The organism is Desulfacinum infernum DSM 9756, assembly GCF_900129305.1.
Lineage (GTDB): Bacteria > Desulfobacterota > Syntrophobacteria > Syntrophobacterales > DSM-9756 > Desulfacinum > Desulfacinum infernum.
On the sequence record NZ_FQVB01000005.1, the window covers coordinates 73,516 to 88,052 of the forward strand.

At 61.5% G+C, this 14,537-nt stretch carries 13 protein-coding genes; 2 read left to right on the plus strand and 11 right to left on the minus strand.

Features of this window, described 5'->3' with window-relative positions; translation table 11 throughout:
- Positions 1-25 precede the first annotated feature (25 nt).
- From BUB04_RS02460 to BUB04_RS02490, 7 genes are all read right to left on the minus strand, one after another.
- On the minus strand, positions 26-262 hold the full coding sequence (locus BUB04_RS02460) for a DUF2283 domain-containing protein (RefSeq protein ID WP_073036628.1): 237 nt from the start codon (positions 260-262) through the stop codon (positions 26-28).
- 15 nt (positions 263-277) lie between these two features.
- Positions 278-508 (minus strand): hypothetical protein, encoded by a 231-nt coding sequence (locus BUB04_RS02465; protein ID WP_073036629.1) that lies wholly within the window; start codon positions 506-508, stop codon positions 278-280.
- Between the two features lie 166 nt (positions 509-674).
- The gene (gene nadC, locus BUB04_RS02470; protein WP_073036630.1) at positions 675-1,505 is read right to left on the minus strand and encodes a carboxylating nicotinate-nucleotide diphosphorylase; all 831 of its coding nucleotides are present in this window, start codon (positions 1,503-1,505) and stop codon (positions 675-677) included.
- Positions 1,506-1,946: 441 nt separating this feature from the next.
- A complete protein-coding gene (locus BUB04_RS02475; RefSeq protein ID WP_073036631.1) occupies positions 1,947-4,628 on the minus strand; it encodes a valine--tRNA ligase in 2,682 nt (893 codons plus the stop codon).
- Between the two features lie 39 nt (positions 4,629-4,667).
- Positions 4,668-5,903, minus strand: a complete 1,236-nt coding sequence (locus tag BUB04_RS02480; protein ID WP_073036633.1) for a hypothetical protein — start codon at positions 5,901-5,903, stop codon at positions 4,668-4,670.
- Positions 5,904-6,246: 343 nt separating this feature from the next.
- Complete coding sequence (locus tag BUB04_RS02485; RefSeq protein ID WP_073036635.1) at positions 6,247-7,095, minus strand: deoxyribonuclease IV; 849 nt, start codon at positions 7,093-7,095, stop codon at positions 6,247-6,249.
- Positions 7,095-8,171, minus strand: a complete 1,077-nt coding sequence (locus BUB04_RS02490) for a deoxyguanosinetriphosphate triphosphohydrolase (protein WP_073036637.1) — start codon at positions 8,169-8,171, stop codon at positions 7,095-7,097. The genes BUB04_RS02485 and BUB04_RS02490 overlap by 1 nt, the downstream gene beginning before the upstream one ends.
- 75 nt (positions 8,172-8,246) lie before the next feature.
- Between BUB04_RS02490 and lptF the strand changes: the two genes are divergently transcribed.
- A complete protein-coding gene (lptF, locus tag BUB04_RS02495) occupies positions 8,247-9,452 on the plus strand; it encodes an LPS export ABC transporter permease LptF (protein ID WP_073036639.1) in 1,206 nt (401 codons plus the stop codon).
- A 19-nt stretch (positions 9,453-9,471) separates the two neighbouring features.
- Complete coding sequence (gene lptG, locus BUB04_RS02500; protein WP_073036641.1) at positions 9,472-10,548, plus strand: LPS export ABC transporter permease LptG; 1,077 nt, start codon at positions 9,472-9,474, stop codon at positions 10,546-10,548.
- Positions 10,549-10,669: 121 nt separating this feature from the next.
- On the opposite strand, the gene BUB04_RS02505 is transcribed toward lptG, so the two are convergent.
- The 4 genes from BUB04_RS02505 to hflK form a co-directional block, all read right to left on the minus strand.
- A complete protein-coding gene (locus BUB04_RS02505; protein WP_073036643.1) occupies positions 10,670-11,041 on the minus strand; it encodes a response regulator in 372 nt (123 codons plus the stop codon).
- 27 nt (positions 11,042-11,068) lie between these two features.
- The gene (locus BUB04_RS02510) at positions 11,069-12,292 is read right to left on the minus strand and encodes a glycosyltransferase family 2 protein (RefSeq protein WP_073036645.1); all 1,224 of its coding nucleotides are present in this window, start codon (positions 12,290-12,292) and stop codon (positions 11,069-11,071) included.
- Positions 12,293-12,454: 162 nt separating this feature from the next.
- Positions 12,455-13,444 (minus strand): protease modulator HflC, encoded by a 990-nt coding sequence (gene hflC / locus BUB04_RS02515; RefSeq protein WP_073036646.1) that lies wholly within the window; start codon positions 13,442-13,444, stop codon positions 12,455-12,457.
- Complete coding sequence (gene hflK / locus BUB04_RS02520) at positions 13,441-14,523, minus strand: FtsH protease activity modulator HflK (protein WP_073036647.1); 1,083 nt, start codon at positions 14,521-14,523, stop codon at positions 13,441-13,443. Before hflK ends, hflC begins: the two co-directional genes overlap by 4 nt.
- Positions 14,524-14,537 lie beyond the last annotated feature (14 nt).

Sequence of the window (14,537 nt, forward strand, 5' to 3'; positions counted from 1 at the left end):
ACATGTTACAGACACCGGAAACAGATCATGCCTGCACGGAAACTCTCTCAGTCATGATAAGGTTCACCAAGGGGAGAGATCTCAGTTCCAGCTTCGACAGATCAACGATCTTGCTGGCATCCTCAATTTCAACACCAATGACACGATTGTTTTCATCAAAGTCGAGAACAACCCCCGGCGCAATTTCTTCGGATTCCGTGCTCACACCATCAGCAAGGCGGATATACAACATGTCGGTTTCGGCAAAGTATTCAAACATCATCGGTCCGTCTCCCTTTCACAATCGGAAACGACGGTCGAAAAACGCATTGTGCACGGTTTCTCCGTCCGGTTCCACGACGACCCTCAGGTACTTGTTCATCTCAGCAACATATCCCCAGTGACGGATGCGACCGTTGGGCTGCAGCTCACTGCGAATTGGATTGTTGAGGACTTGCTGAATCCATTCCACCCTGCGATAAGGACGGCGAGCCATGACGCTAGTTCTGAAGTATGATGTCGTTTTCATAACATCATCCGCGCACTGGCCACGAGAAACCCCGCGGAACCCCGCCCATTGATCAGAAAGAACGTTCTCGGCATTTCATAATATAGCATTTTCAACGAAAAAATCTTATCGACACGAAGATCTTCCCGGGGCGTGGTTTGCTTCTTATTCGGTCGGGGATCGGGTATCAGCCGATCACTTCCAGGCTGATGTCGACGGCCGGGGCGGAATGGGTGAGGGCCCCCACGCTGATGAAATCCACGCCGGTTTCCGCGTAGGCGCGGACGGTCTCGAGGGTGATGCCTCCGGAGACTTCCAGGAGGGCCCGTCCGGATGCCAGCTCCACGCCCCGGCGCACCTGGTCCACGGAAAAGTTGTCCAGCATGATCACGTCAGCGCCGGCTTCCAGCGCCTCCCGGAGCTGGTCCAGGGTGTCCACTTCCACTTCCACCCGGAGGGTGTGGGGAGCGCCCCGGCGGGCCCGGTCGATGGCTTGGCGCACGCCTCCCGCCGCCGCCACGTGGTTGTCCTTGATGAGGATGCCGTCGAAGAGACCGAAGCGGTGGTTCTTGCCGCCGCCGTGGCGCACCGCCGCCTTTTCCAGATCCCGCCACAGAGGGGTGGTCTTCCGGGTGTCCAGGATGCGGCACCGGGTGCCGACCACCGCCTGGACCAGTCGATCCGTCAGAGTGGCAATGCCGCACAGGCGCTGGAGAAGGTTGAGCGCTGTCCGTTCCGCGGTGAGGATGGACGCAAGGGACCCATGCACAGTCGAGACCACGGTGTCCGCCTCGACCCGGTCCCCGTCCCTGCAGGAGCTCCGGATTTCCAGCGCATGGTCCACCAGGGAAAAGACGCGACGAAAAACCGTAAGACCGGAAAGGACGCAGGGCCCGCGGACCGCGGCGCGGGCTTCCCCCACTCGATCCGCGGGCACCGTGGCCCGGGTGGTCACATCGCCGGGCCCCACGTCTTCCAGCAGGGCCAGTCGAAGTCTCTCGTCCAGCGACAGGAACATGTACAACCCTCAAAGAGAAAGGGGCTCTCGCCACCAGGCTGGGAGGCTGTCTGAGAACAGGTTTCAATCGGCAGCCGCGAAAGAACCTGTTCGTTCCTCGTAGCCGCGGGGCTTCAGCCCCGCGGGAATGGTTTATCGCAGACCCATGAAGGAACAGGTGGCACCCGACGGTCTGTCCGACGCCCGGAGCCTCACCCGCAGCCCTAAAGGGCTGCGCTATGAGAAAACAGGTCATCCCGGAGCTTTTGATGGCGTTCCGAGCGGCCATGGTCGCCTTTAGGCCACTCCGCGTGGACGATGCCCACCGTGCGCGGGCCGTTTCGCAGGGGCGAACGATTATTGGCCCCTACGTTCCGCGTGCATGTTCAGCGCATAAGGTCACGCTTCCAAAGGGCTGCGCTGCGGGAAAAGCGGTCCTCCCCGGCGTTTTCAAGCAGCCTCTCAACCGGCAGACCCGGCCGCGTCGTGGCGGAGTTCCTCGATCCGCTGCCGGTGCCGGCGCATCTTTTCGAGCTTCTCTCCCAGCCGCTCCGCCTTTTCCCGTTCCTTTTCCACCACCTGGGCGGGAGCCCTCGTCAAGAAATCCTCGTTGGAAAGCTTGCGGTTGGTGATGGAAAGCTCCTTTTCCAGCTTGGTGATCTCCTTTTGGAGGCGGGCCGCTTCGCTTTCGAAGTCCAGAACGTCATCGAGGAGCACGTAGACTTCCACGCCGGAAACCACCGCTCCGGCGGCCAGTCGGGGCTTGGACCCCTGGCCCTGCAACGCCACGCTGAGCCCTTCCAGCCGGGCCAGGTCCACCACGGTGCGCTCGTTGGCTTCCACCAGACCCTTTTCCGTTTCCGTGGCGCACAGACAAACTGCATTCACCCGGGCGGCGGGGGAGATGTTCATCTCGCCGCGGATGTTTCGGATGGATCCGATCACGCCCATGACCAGTTCCATATCCGCTTCGGCACCGGAGTCGATCCGATACTTATCCACCGGCGGAAACTCCGCCTGCATGATGCTCCCCTCCGTTCCGGGAAGCTTCTGCCAAAGCTCCTCGGTCACAAACGGCATGACCGGGTGGAGCATCACCAGCACGTTTCTCAACACCTGTACGGCGATGGTCTGGGCCACGACCTTGGCCTGCGGGTCGTCGCCGTAAAGATCCGGCTTGATCATCTCCAGGTACCAGTCGCAGTACTCATGCCAGAAGAACTGGTAGAGGCTCTGGGCATACTGGTTGAAATGGTAGTTTTCCAGGGCCTCCTCTACTTCCTGCACCACCTTCTGGAAGCGGCTGAGGATCCAGCGATGGGCCAGCCGGCCCGGGTCTTCGGGGATTTCGTCCAGGATCCTGGCCCCTTCCACGTTCATGAGCACCAGCCGGGTGGCGTTCCAGATCTTGTTGACAAAATGGCGATAGCCTTCGATGCGTTCTTCGGAAAGCTTCACGTCCCGCCCCTGGACGGCGAAGGCCGTGAGAGTGAACCGAAGGGCGTCCGTGCCGTACTGATCCATCATGATGAGGGGATCGATCACGTTGCCCTTGGACTTGCTCATCTTCTGGCCCTGCGCGTCGCGGACCAGGGCGTGGACGTAGACGTCTCGGAACGGCACGTCCTTCATGAAATGGAGGCCCATCATCATCATGCGGGCCACCCAGAAAAAGAGGATGTCGAAGCCGGTGACCAGAACGGAGGTGGGGTAGAACTTGGTCAGTTCCGGGGTCTTTTCCGGCCATCCCATGGTGGAGAAAGGCCACAGGGCCGAGCTGAACCAGGTGTCCAGCACGTCCTCTTCCTGGGTGATGTGGGGGGATCCGCAGGATCCGCACCGGTCCGGATCCTCCACGGCCACGGTCACTTCGCCGCAGTCGGCGCAGTACCAGGCGGGGATGCGGTGGCCCCACCAGATCTGGCGGCTCACGCACCAGTCCTCGATGTTTTCCAGCCACTGGAAGTAGTCCTTCTCCCACTTTTCCGGAACGATCCGGGTCCGGCCGTCCCGCACGGCTTCCATGGCCTTTTCGGCCAAGGGCTGGGTGCGCACGAACCACTGCAGGGACTGCATAGGCTCCACCACGCTCTTGCACCGGTAGCAGTGGCCCACCCGGTGCAGGTGGTCGTCGATCTTCACCAGGTACCCGCCCGCTTCCAGGTCCGCCACCACCCGCTTTCGACATTCGTAGCGGTCCAGACCGGCGTAGGGCCCGGCCGCCTCGGTCATGACGCCGTCTTCTCCGATCACCTGGATGAGCGCCAGGTTGTGTTTGACGCCCAGGTCGAAGTCGTTGAAGTCGTGGCCCGGGGTGACCTTGAGGGCGCCGGTTCCGAATTCCCGGTCCACGTAGGTGTCGGCGATCACGGGGATGCGCCGGTCCATGAGCGGCAGGATCACGTCCTTTCCCACCACTTCCAGGTAGCGCGGATCTTCCGGGTGGACCGCCACGGCCGTGTCGCCCAGCATGGTTTCCGGGCGGGTGGTGGCCACCACCAGTTCGCCGCTTCCGTCCGCCAGCGGGTAGCGGATATGGTAGAGTCGTCCGGGGAGCTCTTCGCCTTCCACCTCGATGTTGGCAAGGGCCGTCCGGCACCGGGGGCACCAGTTGATCATGCGGGTGCCGCGGTAAATGAGGCCTTCCTCATACAGTTTCACAAAGACGATGCGCACCGCCCGGGAAAGGCCTTCGTCCATGGTGAACCGTTCCCGAGACCAGTCGCAGGAAGCGCCCAGGCGCTTCAGTTGCTTGATGATGTAGCCGCCGTACTCCTCCTTCCACTCCCAGACCTTTTCCACGAACTTTTCGCGCCCCAGGTCGTAGCGGCTCAGCCCCTGTTGCGCCAATTGCCGTTCCACCACGTTCTGGGTGGCGATGCCGGCATGATCCGTGCCTGGCACCCACAGGACCTCGAAGCCTTTGAGTCGCTTGTACCGGCACAGGATGTCCTGCAGGGTGTTGTTGAGGGCGTGGCCCATGTGAAGCTGGCCCGTCACGTTGGGCGGGGGGATGACGATGCTGAAGGCGGGCTTTTTCGAGTTTTCATCCGCCCGGAAACACCCGGATTCTTCCCAGAAGGCGTAGATACGGGCCTCCACATCCCGGAACTCGTATGCTTTCGGCAATTGGCCTTTGTTCATGGACGCATTTCCTCCAAACCGATCCGTTCCGCAACTCGATCATGCACTGAGGTTTCTCGTCAGCCGCTCGATTTCTTCCCGAAGCACCTGCCGTACCATGCCGGGAAGCTGCTCCCGTATCATTTCGTGCAAGCTTTCCACAAGCAGCTTTTCCAACTCTTTTCCGAGACGCTCCCCAAGCTTGTTTTCCAGTCGCTCCTCAAGCCGTTCCTCCAATCGCTTTTCCATGATTTCCAGGATCGGCAGAAAGAGGGCCGTCCCTTCCTCATTCCCTTGCGATTGCCGGGAGGATCCTGGCAACGGTCCTTCCTCAAAGGGCTCCTCGCCATGCACGGGGGCTGCTTGAGGCTCTCTCTCGATCGTTGAGGCCGCCGCCATGGCACCCGCATCTGTCACCGCCTCCGAAGGCAGTTGGGAACCGGTTTCCTGTTCCGCCACGGATTCTTCGATGTGGCCGGCACCCACAGCAGCCGACGACTCATCCTGAACTGCTCTCGCGGCATCCTCGGATTCCAGCGAAGGATGCTTGGGCAGCTCCATCTCGAACCCCGGCAAGTCTGCCCCCACGTCCTTTTCCAATTCCTGCAGAAACGCCTCTTCGTCTTCGCTGAGCACTTCCGAAAGTTCTTCTCCCAGCGCCACTTCATCCGATGGTATATCCCCCGCCGTATCGGGCGGCTCCCCCTTCTTGCCCTCTCCCTGATCCACTGAAACTTCCTCGGCCGGCTCTTCATCCGACCCCACCGCCTCTTGAACGAGCCTTTCGAACTCGTCCAGATCGGCTTGTTCGGACACTGTTTCAAAAAGCTCCTCCGTGGCAAGATCGTCATCCGCCGCTTCCTGCAGGCCGATCTCGTCCACCTTGGCCGAGTCTTCCGGTCCGTTTAGAACTTCCTCCGCCGAAGAATCGAAGAGGGTCTCCAGATCCGCATCCTCCACCGCGATCTCTTCCCGCGTTTCCTCTGCGCTCTTCCCGGCCAGAGACACCTCGTCCTTGCCGGCGGCCAGCTCGACCGTCACATCCTCCTCATCGAAGAGCGACCCGTCCAGATCCTCATCCAGGTCCATTTCATCGAGATCCGGGAGGCCGTCGTCCAGGTCGGGCAGAGGCTCCAAATCTGCGTCTCCTTCCTCCACCACCTCATCCAGTTCGATAATTTCGTCTTCCTCCAGATCTTCCAGATCGTCAAAGCCTTCGAAAAGGTCTCGCGCCTCTTCGTCCTGATCTTCCATCAGGGGAAGGTCCTTTTCGTCCGGCTTCTTCTTGTCGCTCATGGGTTGTCCTCCCGGCTCAGATACGAGGTTGCCGTGTACTGCCAAGTGCTGCCTTCCTTCTGCCCGCGACCGCCCCCGAGCGTCTGGGATCGGCCCTTAGAAACCCTGTCGCCTCCACGCGTTCGGCGGGAATCTTCACGGTGCGGGTGGGAAAGGGCAAGCTAGCGTTAGCACGCACAAAATTTTGGTGTCAAGCACATAACCCCCAGAGGCAGGGATAAGGATAAGAGGATTAAAGGATTAGAGGGGTAGGGGGTGAAGGGATAAGGGATATGGGATATGGGGTAAGGGGGGCAATCTTCGGCTTCCTTCTTCTCACGCCCCACGCCTTTCACCTTTCACCTCAAAGACTGAGCAGGCGGGCCAAGTTTTCCACATCGTCCTGTTCCCTTTTCTTGGGCGTTTCCAGGATGGCCGGGATGGATTCCAGTCGGGGGTGGCGGACGAGACGGCGGAAGGCGTCGCGGCCGATGGCACCGCATCCCACATGCCAGTGACGGTCCACGCGCTTGCCCACCGGGACCCTGGAATCGTTCAGGTGCCACAGGGCCACCCGGTCCATCCCCAGTACGGAGTCTAAGACATCCACAAACCGATCCAGTTCCCACCGGGTCCGGAACCGGTATCCAGCAGCGGCGGCATGGGCGGTGTCCACGCAATAGCCCACATGGGCTGCGAGGGGGCCCAGGAAAGCACGGATGCGGCGAAGTTCCCCCAGATCCGCCCCCACTTCCGTTCCCTGCCCCGCCGCGTTTTCCAGAAGAATCCGTGGGCGCCCGTCTTCGCGAGCCGGTTCTTGTGTCAAGCTCCACGCCAGGGCTTCCGCCACCCTTTCGTGGGCCCGGTCCAGACCTGAGCCGTGGTGATGGCCGGGGTGGACTACCAGATAGTCCGCCCCGATGCGGAGCGTGATCCGCCATTCTTCCAACAGGGCCTGGAGCGACTTTCTTCGGATCTCCTTATCGGGGCCGGCCAGGTTGGGGAGATAGGAAAGGTGCACCACCACGGGCCAAAGGCCCGCCTCCCTGCGGCGCCGGAGGAAGATCTCCACCTCTTTGTCGTCGAAGCGGCGGTTCTTCCATTGGCGTGGGTTTCGAACGAAAAACTGTACCGCCCGGCATCCGATCCGTTCCGCAGCATCCACCACCGCCGGAAGACCGCCCGAGATGGAAAGATGGAAGCCGAAACGCATCAGAGCTTCATCCAGGGGCGGGGCAGGAAAAGGTTCTTGTAGAGCTCCAGGGCATAGCGGTCCGTCATGCCGGCAATGTGGTCGCAGACCTGGCGTTCCCGGGATTCCTCGGCATCCCGTTCCCCGATTTCCCTCCGAAACAGATCCGCGTCCCGAAGGAGCGCCCCGTAGAGGTCTTCGATGATCTTGCGGGCCCGCTCGAATTCCTTTCGGATCGTATCCGTCTCGTAGACCCTTTCGAAGAGAAACGCCCGAAGGCTGTCCACCAGTTCCAGCATGATCGGACTCATGCGGATCTCCCCGAGCCCGCAGGCCAGGCTCGCCCGGATGGTGTCGTCCACCATGGCGTGGATCCGCTGGGCGTGGGTTACTCCCAGACCCCGCCGGATCGCCTCCGGAACGTCGTCCAGGCGCAATACTCCGGCCCGGATGGCGTCGTCCAGGTCGTGGTTCAGATAGGCCACGATGTCCGCCACCCGAACCACCTGCCCTTCCAGGGTAATCGGCCCTTTGCCGGAATCCACCAGCACCGGGTGGTGCTTTCCCTTGGAATGCTTGAGGATCCCATCGCGCACTTCCAGCGTGAGGTTCAGGCCCCGGCCGTCCTTTTCCAGGCGATCCACCACGCGCAGACTCTGTTCGTGATGGCGGAATCCCCCCGGATGGATCAGGTTGAGCACCCTTTCCCCGCCGTGGCCGAAGGGAGTGTGCCCCAGGTCGTGGCCCAGGGCGATGGCCTCGATGAGGTCTTCGTTCAGGGCCAGGGCCCGGCCGATGGTCCGGGCGATCTGGGAGACTTCCAGGGTGTGGGTGAGTCGCGTGCGGTAGTGATCCCCCGTGGGAGCCAGAAAGACCTGGGTTTTGTGCTTGAGCCGCCGGAAAGCCTTGCTGTGGACGATCCGGTCCCGGTCCCTCTGGTAGGCCGTGCGGATGGGGCATTCCGGGTCTTCCCGGCGGCGGCCGCGGCTCAGGCGGCTCTTTTGGGCCTGGTCGGCCAGGAAAAGGAATTCACGTTCTTCCAGCCAATCCCGGAGGCTCTCGAAGCCGGAACGGGCCGGGTTTTCACCTTTCAGCATTGACCCCCCTTTGTCCATTGGGTAATGGATTACCTTTCGGCATCACGGCGACAACATCGGAAGGATTTTTCACCCATGGGCCGCATCCTGTACCGCTACCTCGTCCTGGAACAGCTGATTCCGGCGGTGATCTGCTTTTCCGGACTGCTGCTCATCCTGCTGGCAGGCCGCATGATGCAGCTCACCACCTATCTCTTCGCCGGATCCGTCACGTTCATGGACGTGATTCGGGTGATGGGCCTGGCTCTTCCCAAGCTGGCGCTCTACGCCCTGCCCATGGCCACCCTCATTGGCGTCCTTTTGGGATTCCTGCGCCTTACGGCAGACAACGAACTGGTGGCCATTCGAAGTGCCGGCGTGGGATTTCGCCAACTATGGCCCGCGGTGGCCACCGTGGTCCTGCTCGCCACGGCGCTCTCTTTTTACACGTCGCTGACCCTGGTGCCAACCGCCAACCGGCAACTGAAAATCACCCTGCGTGCCTTGGGGCGGGCGGTGGTCCCCGCCCTTCTCAAGGAAGGACGCTTCATCGACGTGCTGCCCAACCTGGTCTTCTTCTTCGACCGGGTGAATCCGAAAACCCGGGAGATCCGGGGCGTGTTCATCCACGATACCCGAAACCCGCAAACCCGGGCGACCATCGTGGCGAAAAGCGCCCGGCTTCTGGACGCACCCGGTCAGCACGCCCTGATCTTTCGCATCGAAAACGGCTCCATCAGCCGCGTGGGAGACGACCTGAAGGCAAGTCAGACCATTCGATTCGGGTCCTACGACCTGGTTCTGAATCTGGACGACCTGCTGGGCCGCGACGACGCGGGAGGCTGGAAGAAAGGCGAGATGAGCCTGGCGGAGCTTCGTCGCGGGATGGAGTCTTCCGACGGAACAAGATACGCGCTGGAATTTCACAAACGGCTGGCCCTTCCCTTCGCCTGCCTCTTCCTGGGGTTGGCCGCCGCGCCCCTGGGAGCCCTTTTTCAGCGCGGCAGCCGCATGAGCGGGGTCACGCTGGGCATCGCCATCTTTCTCGGCTACTATGTGGTGCTTTCCGCCGGAAAAGCCCTGGGCGAAGAGGGTATCCTCCCCGCCGCCCTGGGCATCTGGCTTCCCAACATGGCGGCCGCCGCCCTGGCCGCCTATCTATGGAAAAAGGCCCATGACGAGACCCCGTTCGCCCTCGTGGACTGGTGGCATAAGTGCGGCACGGTGCGCGCCCTCGCTCTCAAGATCTGCACTCCGCCCCACAAGAAGACAGCCGGCTCTCACGATCACCCCGGCAAATAGTGAGTAGGAACACCAGGCCATGAAAATCATCACCCGCTACGTCGTGCGCCATTTTTTCTCCGTTTTCGGCGTGTCCCTCTTCGGCTTCGTGGGGATCTATCTGGTCATCGACTTTTTCGAAAAGTTCGACGACATCATCGAAAAGAACGCCGCCCTGGGGGACGCTCTTCTCTATTTCGCCTTCAAGATCCCGCTTATCCTCTCCCAGGGCATTCCCATCGCCACGCTCCTGGCCGCGCTCATCGGGCTGGGCCTGCTGCAGCGCAATCGCGAGATCATCGCGTTGCGGGCGGCCGGCCTGAACGCCTGGGTCTATGCGGGTCCGGTGGTGGCGGCGGCCCTGGTCCTGAGCGCCGCCACCTTCGGGCTCGGGGAAACCGTGGGGCGGTCGCTCAACAACCGGGCGGCCCGCCTTTGGCAGGAACGAATCGACAAGGCGTCCTCCCGGCTGGGCTGGACCCATGAAAACGTGTGGTACCGCGGGGACGGGGTCCTCTTCCAGGCGCGGCTCTACGATCCCAAGCACGCCCTCTTCCAGGGCGTCACCCTCTATTTTCTGGGCGTGGACTTCCAGCTGGATCGGCGCCTGGACGCTCGCACGGTGCGATGGACCGGCGAAGGATGGCAAGCCCGCCAGGGCGTCCTCACCGACTTTCCCAACGGGCGTGCGGTTCAAAACGCCTTCGATGTTCTGGACTTGGATCTGAAGGAACGCCCGCGGGATTTCGAGGATGCCGAGGCGCTTCCAGAGGAACTGGGCTGGGCGGACCTCTACCGGTTTACTCGCCGGGTTCAGGCGGAAGGCTACGACGCCACGGCCTACGTGACCGAACTCCATTCCCGGCTGGCCGTTCCCCTAACCGCCCTCATCCTGGCCCTGCTGGGGGTGAGTATCAGCCTGCACCTGGGCCATCGAGGAGGCATCGCCCTCGGGATCGCCCTCGGTCTCCTCCTCACCTTCCTCTACCTGGTGATCCTGCAGGTGGGCATGTCCATGTCCCATTCAGAGATGGTCCCGCCGGTGGTGGGGGTCTGGACGGCCAACGTGCTCTTTGCCCTTCTCGGATGCGCGCTGTGGGTTCGAGCACCCCAGTGACAAGGAAAGCATTCAGGATTAAGGATCAAAAGGTTAAAGGATTGAGATTAAGCGGGTGTGGCGAATTGCCATATCCCATACTCCATATCCCATATCCCGTATCCCTCCAATCCTTACTCCTTCAATCCTTCTCAGGCAGGTGGGTTTCCAGCGCCATGGCGATCTTCTTCTTGAGCTCCGTGAGATCGAAGCTTTTCACCACGTAGTAGTCCGCGGCAATGGACTTGGCGTCTTCTTTGAAGGTGTCGTAGGCCGTGGAAAGAATCACCGGAAGATCGTAAAAGCGGGCCCGTATGTCCTGCAGAAGGTCCAGACCGTCGTAGTCCACCATCTTGATGTCCAGGATCACCAGGTCGGGTTTTTCCTCTTCGATGCGCTCCAGCAGTTTGTATCCGCTGTCCGCCGTGATCACCTCGTAGCCGGCTTCCCGCAACTCTTCGGAATAAAGCAAGCGGATGTGTTCCTCATCGTCAACGACCAGAATCTTCGCCATGATCCTCCTCCTTTGCCGGCTTCCGAACTAGTGAGGCCACCGTTCCAGCAGGTACGGCTTGTTTTCTTCAAAAACGGCACACATGTCCTCCACATGCTCTTCCGCCTGCTGGACGGACATCCGCTCCGTTCGTTTCACGTAAGAAACCACTTTACCCAGGTACAAGGGCAGCAGGGAATCCACCAGGGCCGCCTTCGCTCGGTCGTCCTCCCCCAATCTCCGGTAGGCCGCGGCCGCATCGAAGAGCAGCGCCGCCCACGTCTGGGTGGGGAAGGTGAACTGCTCGAAGCTCATGGAGCGAATCTCGTGGAGCTTGTTGTAGCCCATGGGGTCGAACGCATCGCGCCACAGGCCGTCAAACTCCTGGAAGCCCTCGTGAAACCTTTGAAACAACCTGGCCGCGTTCACTTCCACGATGGGAGGCGTATCCATCTCCTGGCCGTCCAGGTTGAAGAGCGCCGTGGGCTTGCTCCATTTGACGCGCCTCCAGAACGGCTCGTAGACCGCCATCTGTTCGAACAGGGTGGTCAGCACTTGCCGGAACCGCACGCTCAGGTGGGCGAAGGGATCCTTCATGCGATGCTTCTTGGGAGCCCCCACGAAGGTCTGCCAAACGGGCTGCCGGGAGGTGAGGGCCACCGTCCCCATCCACACGTCGATCCCGGTGGCTTCCACGGGTTCGGACCAGGCCGGAGCCTCCAGAAAAGCGGCGGCCAGTTCCCCCCGGAAGGCGCAGTCGCCCGCATCCAACTGGCGGACCCGCCGTCCGTAGAGGCAGCGCGAAAGCGGATACACCAGGCAGGAAGTGAGGGTGCTTTCGTACTTGTGGCGCAGGTAGAGCGGGGTGACGTACGCGGCCCCCCGGATGACCGGCTCGGCGAAGAGCGGCACCCAGGACGGGCTCAGGTTGGAGATGTCCGCCTCCAGGACCACCACCACCTGGGCGTTCAGTTCCTGCACCTTTTCGAAAAGCATGCGCAGGTTGGCCCCCTTGCCCCGCCGGGACGGCTCGGTGGACAGATAGATGCGCGGCACGGAGGTATTCGCCTTGAAGAAGGCATCCCGGGTTCCGTCCAGGGAGTGGTTGTCGCAGTTGATGACGACCGCCTGCCTGTCCGGGAAATACTCCTTGAGGCCCTGCCCCACGATCTCCACGGCCCGCCCGATGGAGGCCGCCTCATTGAACGTGGGGATGGCCACCACCAGGTCCACGGCCGTCACATTTTGCGGATTTTCCTCCATGTGGATCATCCACCCATCTCCCGAGTAGGAAGGATCAAGGATTAAAGGATTAGAGAATTTAAGGATACGAGGGGGAGGGATAAGGGATATGGGGTAAGGGGTATGGGAATTCCCTCACTCCAGACCCCTTACTCCTCACGCCTCACGCCTTACGCCCCACCCCTCACGCGCCTATTGGTCGGCGCCCTCCAGCTTCTTCAGGTAGCGGAAGAGCTCGGCATCGCTTCCGATCAGAAAGAGGCTGCGGGAATTGTCGTAATTCCGATAGAAGTCCAGGGTCTTGAAAAACTGATAGAACTCCGGATCCTGCCCGAAGACTTCCGCGTAGATCCGGGTGGCTTCCGCGTCCGCCTTGCCTCGGATTTCCTGAGCCTGCCGGTAGGCTTCCGACTGGATCTTGGCCAGCTCCCGCTCCATCTGCCCCAGGATGGCGGCCTTTTCCCCCTCGCCTTCCGACCGGTACTGGGCGGCGATCCGTTTCCGTTCCGAAATCATCCGGTCGAAGACTTTCTGCTGCACCGACTGAACGTAGTTGATCCGCTTGATCCGGATATCCAGCAGTTCGATGCCGAATTCGGGAACCAGGCGGGCGGCATCAGCCAGCATCTCCCGGGTGATCTTCTCGCGGCCCTTGGTGAGCACCGGGGACATCTCCGGGTCCGTCTGCGCGGAAGTGCTCAAAAGGAGCTGATAATCCCCCAGGCCGGCTTCCATGAGCTTCTCCCGGGCCTCCTCCCAGCCTTCGCTGCGCACCAGTTCCACCAGGTTGTTGTTGGACACGTGGTCCCGGACCACCGAGTCGATGATGCCGTCCAGGCGACTCATGGCGGTGGGAACGTTGCCCACGCGCTGCAGGAAAAGCAGCGGATCCTTGATGCGCCAGCGCGCGGTGGTGTCCACCCAGATGTATTTCTTGTCCCGGGTGGGGATCTGGTTGGGACTGCCGTCCCACTTGAGCACTCGCTTTTCGAAGAAGTTGGCCTTTTGGATCAGGGGTATCTTGAAGTGCAGGCCAGCCTGGGTGATGGGATCACCCACGGGACGGCCCAACTGGGTGATCACCACCTGTTCGGTTTCCCTCACCACAAAAAGGGAGCTGGATGCCACCGCCCCGATGAGAAACAGGGCCACCACCAGAAGTCGAACGCCTTTGGGTATCATTTCTTCACCTCCCCGCCGCCGAAGGCCGTGCCCGAGACATCCGCCGATTCGCGGACGAGGTCGTTCAAATTGAGCAGGGGCAGAACGCCCGTCTTTTCCGTGTCCACCACCAGGAGGCGGCCCGCCTTGCGGGCAAACTCCGCCATGGCTTCCAAATACATGCGCCGGCGGGTCACATCCGGGGCCTTTCGGTATTCGGCCAGAATGTTCTGGAACCGGGCCACTTCACCCTGGGCGCGGTTCACCCTCTCGGTGGCGTAGCCTTCCGCCTGGGTGACGGTCTGGCGCGCCTGGCCGCGGGCTCGAGGAATGCGTTGGTTGTAGACCTGCTCCGCCTCGTTGATCATGCGTTCCTTTTCCTGGCGGGCCTCGTTCACCTCGTTGAAGGCGGCCTTCACCGGATCGGGCGGGTTGGCGTTCTGGAGCTTCACCGTGATGATCTGGAGCCCCGTATGGTAGGTGTCCATGATCTCCTGGATTTCCTGGCGGGCCATCTCCGCGATGGATGCACGGCCCACCGTGAGCACCTCGTCGGCGTAGCGGTTACCCACAATACGGCGCACCACCGATTCGGAGATGTCGTCCAGGGTTCCCTCCACGTCCTTCAACTGGAACAGGTATTGGGCGGGATCCTGGACCTTGTACTGCACGGTCCACTGGATATCCACCACGTTGAGGTCCCCGCTGAGCATGCGGGATTCATCCTCGAACCCCTGCTCGGCGAACCGGGTTCGCACCCCGGGCGCCACGGTCCGATATCCGTACTCCCGCTGGAGCACCCGGCCCGTGAGCACCTTGGTGACCGTCTCCACTCCGAAGGGGATCTTGAAGTGGAGGCCCGGTCCTTCCGTGCGCACGAACCGGCCGAAACGCTGCACCACGGCCGTCTCCTGGGGTTCCACGGTGTAGTAGGCGTTGAAGGCCGCAAAGGCCGCCAGGCCGATCAGCACCAGCAGCCAGAGCGGACTGCCCTTGAGTCCCGGGAATTGAAACCGCGCTTTGAGTCGATTCAGCACCTCTTCCAGATCCGGCACATTTCCGGGTCCCTGCCCTCTGTGCGGTGGTCGTTCCCAATCCATAAAAACTCCTCTCC

Bases quoted from the DNA above. Each gene is read 5' to 3' on its own strand.
- BUB04_RS02465 (WP_073036629.1), bottom strand. From the start codon at position 508: ATGAAAACGACATCATACTTCAGAACTAGCGTCATGGCTCGCCGTCCT.
- BUB04_RS02475 (WP_073036631.1), bottom strand. From the start codon at position 4,628: ATGAACAAAGGCCAATTGCCGAAAGCATACGAGTTCCGGGATGTGGAG.
- BUB04_RS02480 (WP_073036633.1), bottom strand. From the start codon at position 5,903: ATGAGCGACAAGAAGAAGCCGGACGAAAAGGACCTTCCCCTGATGGAA.
- hflC (WP_073036646.1), bottom strand. From the start codon at position 13,444: ATGATACCCAAAGGCGTTCGACTTCTGGTGGTGGCCCTGTTTCTCATC.
- BUB04_RS02490 (WP_073036637.1), bottom strand. From the start codon at position 8,171: ATGCTGAAAGGTGAAAACCCGGCCCGTTCCGGCTTCGAGAGCCTCCGG.
- BUB04_RS02510 (WP_073036645.1), bottom strand. From the start codon at position 12,292: ATGATCCACATGGAGGAAAATCCGCAAAATGTGACGGCCGTGGACCTG.
- lptF (WP_073036639.1), top strand. From the start codon at position 8,247: ATGGGCCGCATCCTGTACCGCTACCTCGTCCTGGAACAGCTGATTCCG.
- lptG (WP_073036641.1), top strand. From the start codon at position 9,472: ATGAAAATCATCACCCGCTACGTCGTGCGCCATTTTTTCTCCGTTTTC.
- nadC (WP_073036630.1), bottom strand. From the start codon at position 1,505: ATGTTCCTGTCGCTGGACGAGAGACTTCGACTGGCCCTGCTGGAAGAC.
- BUB04_RS02485 (WP_073036635.1), bottom strand. From the start codon at position 7,095: ATGCGTTTCGGCTTCCATCTTTCCATCTCGGGCGGTCTTCCGGCGGTG.
- hflK (WP_073036647.1), bottom strand. From the start codon at position 14,523: ATGGATTGGGAACGACCACCGCACAGAGGGCAGGGACCCGGAAATGTG.
- BUB04_RS02505 (WP_073036643.1), bottom strand. From the start codon at position 11,041: ATGGCGAAGATTCTGGTCGTTGACGATGAGGAACACATCCGCTTGCTT.
- BUB04_RS02460 (WP_073036628.1), bottom strand. From the start codon at position 262: ATGATGTTTGAATACTTTGCCGAAACCGACATGTTGTATATCCGCCTT.